The sequence below is a fragment of the Halorubrum sp. SP9 genome (assembly GCF_005435015.1).
Classification (GTDB): Archaea; Halobacteriota; Halobacteria; order Halobacteriales; family Haloferacaceae; genus Halorubrum; species Halorubrum sodomense.
In genome coordinates this window covers 1-586 of the sequence record NZ_SGXU01000266.1, presented here as the reverse complement: position 1 = coordinate 586, position 586 = coordinate 1, and the positions used below count along the sequence as shown (strand labels likewise).

1 pseudogene is annotated in these 586 nt (G+C 60.9%); it reads right to left on the bottom strand.

The annotated features are described in order from the left end of the window. Positions 1-586, bottom strand: a pseudogene (locus tag EXE45_RS19935) (hypothetical protein); the annotation flags it as partial.

The following is a 586-nucleotide window of genomic DNA, read 5'->3' as shown; positions in this document are numbered from 1 at the left end:
TCATCTTGGTACTGCCCCGGCGTGTAACCTGTCTGCTCCTCGATAGCTTCGTAAATCTCGACGTACTCCGACCCTTGGATGAGCGACGGCTCATCCTCGTCGCTGTCCGCCTCCCGCTGAGCATCCAGTCGCTCCTTGACCGTCTCCTCTGCGAGGATGTCGTTGGTCAGTGCGAACCCGACGAGCCCGTCGTACGGGATCGGCGTGTGCTCTGAGACGAGGTTGTGCTTGCGGGCGTACTCCCACAGTTTGAACTTCTCGATGCCGGTCATCTCCTGGCCGGTCACTCCCTGTCGGTCGTCGCGCTCGCCCATGTCGCACAGGGCAAAGTGTCCGAAATTGTATGTTGCTTTGCGCTTGTGGTCGTAGGCGATCAGGTCGCCGCCTTTCCCACCGATGGTGACAAAGTAGTTCTCGCTGTCACCGAAGTGCCCGAGGGGGTTCTTCCCACGCTCTCCCGCGTGGAAACCAAGGTCGCTCATATCCAACTGCCACAGGGGGTTGTGGCTCCCAGTGAGGTCCTTCCAATCCGTCTCGCCGGACGCCACACGCTCCTCCCGCTCGGCCACTTCGTCGGGATCGACTT